At 35.6% G+C, this 5696-nt stretch carries 4 protein-coding genes and 1 tRNA gene; all 5 read right to left on the bottom strand.

The window, feature by feature from the left end:
• Window positions 1-469: 469 nt before the first annotated feature.
• Window positions 470-542, bottom strand: a tRNA-Phe gene (locus ABWO41_RS14630).
• 115 nt (window positions 543-657) lie between these two features.
• On the bottom strand, window positions 658-1326 hold the full coding sequence (locus ABWO41_RS14635) for a GIN domain-containing protein (RefSeq protein WP_353139603.1): 669 nt from the start codon (window positions 1324-1326) through the stop codon (window positions 658-660).
• Window positions 1327-1343: 17 nt separating this feature from the next.
• The gene (locus ABWO41_RS14640) at window positions 1344-3983 is read right to left on the bottom strand and encodes a TonB-dependent receptor (RefSeq protein WP_353139607.1); all 2640 of its coding nucleotides are present in this window, start codon (window positions 3981-3983) and stop codon (window positions 1344-1346) included.
• Window positions 3984-4000: 17 nt separating this feature from the next.
• The gene (locus ABWO41_RS14645; protein WP_353139610.1) at window positions 4001-4984 is read right to left on the bottom strand and encodes a FecR family protein; all 984 of its coding nucleotides are present in this window, start codon (window positions 4982-4984) and stop codon (window positions 4001-4003) included.
• 141 nt (window positions 4985-5125) lie between these two features.
• The gene (locus ABWO41_RS14650; protein ID WP_353139613.1) at window positions 5126-5674 is read right to left on the bottom strand and encodes an RNA polymerase sigma-70 factor; all 549 of its coding nucleotides are present in this window, start codon (window positions 5672-5674) and stop codon (window positions 5126-5128) included.
• Window positions 5675-5696 lie beyond the last annotated feature (22 nt).

The raw sequence follows: 5696 nt of genomic DNA on the forward strand, positions 1-5696 counted from the left end.
AAGCTTAGCCTTTATGGTATGTCTTTAGGTGATGGAATATTGTGCTGGGATTATATAGATGATAGCCATCTGCCATCTTTTCAACGTGAATGAGTTTGAAATCCTATGAGCCCTGAAGAAAATAACAATGATAGAGGTTCCTGTTCCAATGTCTTGATGAATAACAACAAAACTAATATTTTATCCCTAGCCCCAACTTTTTTATTTAGTCCAGACTCTACAGCTTTGCTGATATGGGACTGAATAACGTTTATTCGAATATTGCCGTTGTACACGTGTGATTTGGCGCGCGCCAAAAAGTGCGCCAAGAAAGACACAAACTCCAAGCAATTGGAGTATATTATTTGATTAATTCATTAATTGTTTAATTAATTGCAGCAAGTTGTAGAGAAGCCACAAAAGCCATCCCCAATCACCCTTTGAGTACCTAAAACAAAAAAGCCTCACATTTCTGTGAAGCTTTCTGCTGTGGTGCCTCCAGGGATCGAACCAGGGACACAAGGATTTTCAGTCCTTTGCTCTACCTACTGAGCTAAGGCACCAGCCTTATTTTCCTTTCAACGTTTGTTCCGTTTCGGGATTGCAAATGTAGATTGTTTTTCTGAATATTCAAAGCATATTTAAAATTTTTCCTCAAAAAAATCACATCATACTGTATTACAACGAGATAATTTCACCAGATCCGGATATCTTTTGCTCAATTATCGGCCTTCCTTTATAAAAGACTTTTCCACTTCCACTAATTTCGACATTTAACTTCTCCAAGGCAGTTAATTTGACATCCCCGCTTCCTGATATTCTAACAACAGATTCAGTCGAGATTACATCTACAGCGTTGATATTACCACTTCCGTTAATGACAAAACGAGTATTTCCTACCTCAACACGAGAATATTTAACATTTCCAGAACCATTGATCTCTGCATAAAATTCTTTCTGAATAGGGAAATCTCCCAAAAATTCTGCTTCGCAACTACCATTAACTTCTATCGCAGGAACATATGGAACGGTTAAATATATTTTTATGTTACTATTTCGTACTCTATAACCTTCTTTATACTGTAAAATAAGTTTATTATTTACTACTTCTGTCATAAATAGCGGGAGTAAATTATGATATCCTTTTATTTCTAAGTTTTTAGTTATTCCGTAATTTACGTATACCTCTGCCTCTCCATTCACTTTTAAAGACGTAAAACTCTGCTGTATATTATCTGTCCTAACTATCGTTTCAACAGGCCCTTCGCCTCTTATTGATTCTTTGGAACAAGAGCTTAACACAACGCTCATCAACACCAACGCTATCGAATAAATACTTTTTTTCATTGTTTTTAGTTTAATACTTAAAACTCTATTTTATAATTAATTGTAGGGATAATACCTGTATAGAGTAAGGTATCGATCTCTTTTTTGTCTCCATTATAATAGATTTCTCTAACATTACTTTTGTTAAGTACGTTCTGCACATCCAGATATAAGGTATGGGTTATCTTAGGGTTGTCTACTCTATATCTTAACGACATGTCTATTCTTGAATATACAGGTGCCTGAAGTGAATTAACTTGCTCTTCATAATAAACCGGGTAATCGTTCTTAATCGATTCCTGAGTATTTAGCGGTGAATATCTCCTACCTCCGTTCAATAAAACTTTCCCATTAAAAGCCAGCACATTCTTTCTTCCCACCTTTACTTCTTTTCCGAAGAGAAAATTGGTAGAAAAATCTCCACTAAATACGGTTGGAAAATATTGATTACGAATATTGGCAAAGTCTGATTTGTAAACGGAAGAAGTAAGCAAAAAATAATAACTGTTTGCAAACATTCTTTCTAAAGTTATTTCTATCCCATAGTTTCTTCCTTTACCTTTATTAGACAGCTCGCCATAATTTCTGGAATATATAAAATAGGCATCTCTCATGTTTAGCGCGGAAAAATTGACTGCCGGATCTGTAGTTATCGGAACATCATATAAATATTGATAATAAGTTTCCAGTTTTAGTTTCAGATTATTTGTAAAACTATGCTGGTAGCCTGCAATTAAATGAAGCGCCTTTGTTGTCCGCAAATTTTCGTTAGTGGTGTTTACAGAACCGTCTGCCAGTTCATTTTTACCATAATAAAGTGCCAGCGGCTCTATTCTGCTATGTATCCCCAATGCCAGATTAAAGCTATTTTTTGAATTATGTAGATAGCCTAAGCCGACCCGCGGCTCTATACTTATATCGTTACTTAATCCAAAATAACTGATATGGACACCAGTATTGAGATTGAGCTTTTCATTCATTTGATATTTCCATTGGCCATAGCCTTCCAACAAATAGGTGCTTTGCTTCTCATCTATATATTCTGATAGTTTTCCTAAATTTTTCTTATAGGACATTGATTTAAAATCAAAATTGATAAGCGAAGCCATTAACCCTGTCCGTATAGTACTATTATTACTAACCTTATAGTTTAATAGCCCTGAATAACGAAAGGCTGAATTATTAAAACGATCCCTACCATAAATATTTAGTTGATAATCTGTATCTAAAGTGTCTGCATTATCTATTATATTGGAATAAGATGCCGAAATAATATTTTTGAGATATGTCCTGCTATTAATCATTGTCAGATGCTTGATTCCCATACTGGCAGATGTATAACTATTTCTCCTATTAAATTTATCCTGATAAGAATCCCACTTCAAACTATCTTTTTCTGCAATACCATGCTGATAACTATACCCTAAAATTCCGAACAATGAAAAACTCCCGGATTTTTTGGTCGGCATATGAATATTAAAGGCGAGATCCTGATATTTCGGAGTAGGATTGTCCCCTGCCGGATTAACTCCAATTTTTTCAAGAAGTGCCAAGGTAGAATAACGATAGTTGAAGAGATAAGATGCTCCGGATTGTTTAGAAAACGGACCTTCCATAGAAAATTCTGTACCTAAAATTCCCAGCATAAAAGCATGCTCTCTCTTTTCCGAATTACCTTTTCTAAACTGCAGGTCAAAAACACCACTTAATGCATTTCCATATTCGGCAGGAAAAGCTCCTGTATAAAAGTCGGAGGTTGATAAAACATTGGAACTAATCATACTAATACCTCCTGCAGAACTTCCTTCTTCACCAAAGTGGTTAGGATTACTAATTTCAATTCCTTCCAGACGCCACAGTAATCCTTTCGGGGAATTACCACGAATAACAATTTCATTTCCCACATCATCACCTATAGTAACTCCGGCAAAATTCTGAGCCATCCTTGCCGGGTCAAAATTTCCTGCTGCATATCTGCTTGTCTCCTCAACTGTAAAAGAACGGGCGCTAATCATAGCCATTTCATTTAAAGGGGCCTCTCTGTTGATACCTGCAGAAACAACTACTTCTCCTAAAGAATTATATTTCTCTACCATTTCTACTGTAAGCACTAATTCTTTTACAGATCCCACAAGGAGTTGCTGCAGTATTAACTTTTCGAATCCCATATAGGAAAATGCAAGATCCTGTCTTCCTATTGCTACATCATCCAATCTAAATTCTCCATTCTGGTCCGTTACTCCAGTCTTCATTGGCTCGGTAGATAAAACACTTACACTTACTCCTATTAATGGTTCCTTACTTTCTTTATCTACAACTTTCCCTCTGATTGTTTGAGATAACTTCTTCCCTTTCGAAACAGGGCTGACTAAAGGCTTCAAAACAATATTCTTTGAAACTTGCTGCCATTTCAGATTACTTTGATTACAGATTTCATCCAGAATATAATGTACCGGCATAATGGCTATCTTAACAGTTAGCTTCTTATCTACAGGAATTTGCGATTCATCATAAGAAAACTGTATTCCATGCTTTACCCTAAGGTCATCTAAGATCTCCTTCAATGGTTTATGATTATAGTCTACAGATATAATTTGCCTCAAATTTTGGGCAAATGTCATTTGATTAAGACATAACAATCCCATGAAGACGATAGATCTCCAAAATTTTTTTTCCATTTCTATTGAATTAAAAACTAGTAAACGACGTAGGTTTTATTGTCAGAAACTTTCTCTATTTTACAATCCAGCAAGGCTTCCAATACCTGCCTTACTTCTTCGAAAGACGATTCTTTAAACGTACTGGTTATTTGTCTGTCTAGCAATGAATTGTTTTGTACATGAATTTTAACCTGATAGTTTTCCTCTATACTGGCGATAACATTTTTAAAACGCTCATTCTCAAAAGACAACTGATGGTTCTTCCAGAACAGAAAATTTTTGTTGGCATACATCGTTTTTAACATCCCCCTCTGTCTGCTATAAGTTCCCGCTTCATTCGGCAAGAGCACCATCCTTTCTTTAGTTTCTCCTATAGGCTGAAAAGACACTTTTCCTGTTACAACCGAAACAATTACACTTGCATGCTGATGTTTAATGTTAAAGGAAGTTCCCAAAACTTTGGTTTCTGTGTTTGAAGTAAATACTATGAAAGGCTTCTCTTTATCTGGTGCTACTTCAAAAAAAGCTTCTCCTTCCAGTTTCAGAACGCGTTCGTTAAGATTTGCCATTCCTTTCTGATAAATTAATTTACTTCGATTGTTTAACCATATAACGGATCCGTCCGGAGTATTCACCAATTTTACCTGGCCATCCATGTTTTCTATCCGTATCTGTTTTCTATTGTCAAAATATTTGAATGAAAACCAGCACACATTAAGAAGTGCAATAATTATAGCTGCATATCTTAGCCATGACAAATTAATTACTGTTTTAGGTTTTTCTTTCTCATCTATCTTTAAAGAAACTTTTTGCCATGCCTTTTCAACATCAAAGTATTGAGTATGGTAATCTTTGTAATGAACAGCTTTATCCCATGAGGACTGAAGCTCCTGCAGTAGCTCAGTTCTGGATGGGTCCTGCTCTATCCATAACAGCAACTCATCGGTTTCATCCGAGGAAAGCTCATTAGACAGATAACGGCTCATTAAAACCCAGTATTTTTCGTCTTCGGCTTTCATCTCAAATTAACCAAGTATTCTTTGTACCAGATCAAGAATTCCTTCTATTAAAATTTCATTTTCTGTTTCATTAGACAACATTGATTGAATTGCCTGTTCTAACAATTGTTCTTCCATAACGTCGTTTATATTAAGACACACTCAAAAAAGATTACCCCTATTCAATAAATAAAAAATTGCAAATGCCACTGTACTTAGGTATTTTCTCATGTGGCGTAAGGCCTTTACCATATGGTTTTCAACCGTTTTTACCGAAATATTTAATTTCTCTGCTATTTCTCTGTAAGAGAGTTTTTCGTACCTACTTAACACAAAGACTAACCGACAAGCTTCCGGAAGTATATTAATCACCTTATCTACAGTTTTCTGCAATTCCTTTAAATCAATAGAGTCCTGGGTATAATTACGTTCGCTATAGGTCATAAGCCCAAAAGAGTCTTCTCTTTTTACCTGATTCCCTTTTGCTCTTACTTTATTTAGCGAATGGTTAATTACACTTCTGCTTAAGTAAGCAAGTACAGACTGGCGAATTTCCAATGAATCCCGCTGTCCCCAGAGCAAGCAAAAAACGTGTTGAACGATATCTTCCGCATCATCTCTATCTTTCACAATTCTGTAAGCCGTATTACACAAAATAGTGTAATACGACCGGAATATTGTTTCAAAAGACTTTTTATCGATCGCTTGCATGGTTTAAAATTGTTAGACGAAG

This window comes from Pseudopedobacter sp., assembly GCF_040392825.1.
Classification (GTDB): domain Bacteria; phylum Bacteroidota; class Bacteroidia; order Sphingobacteriales; family Sphingobacteriaceae; genus Pseudopedobacter.

Coding starts and splice junctions, on each gene's coding strand:
- ABWO41_RS14645 (WP_353139610.1), bottom strand. CDS start 4,984: ATGAAAGCCGAAGACGAAAAATACTGGGTTTTAATGAGCCGTTATCTG.
- ABWO41_RS14640 (WP_353139607.1), bottom strand. CDS start 3,983: ATGGAAAAAAAATTTTGGAGATCTATCGTCTTCATGGGATTGTTATGT.
- ABWO41_RS14635 (WP_353139603.1), bottom strand. CDS start 1,326: ATGAAAAAAAGTATTTATTCGATAGCGTTGGTGTTGATGAGCGTTGTG.
- ABWO41_RS14650 (WP_353139613.1), bottom strand. CDS start 5,674: ATGCAAGCGATCGATAAAAAGTCTTTTGAAACAATATTCCGGTCGTAT.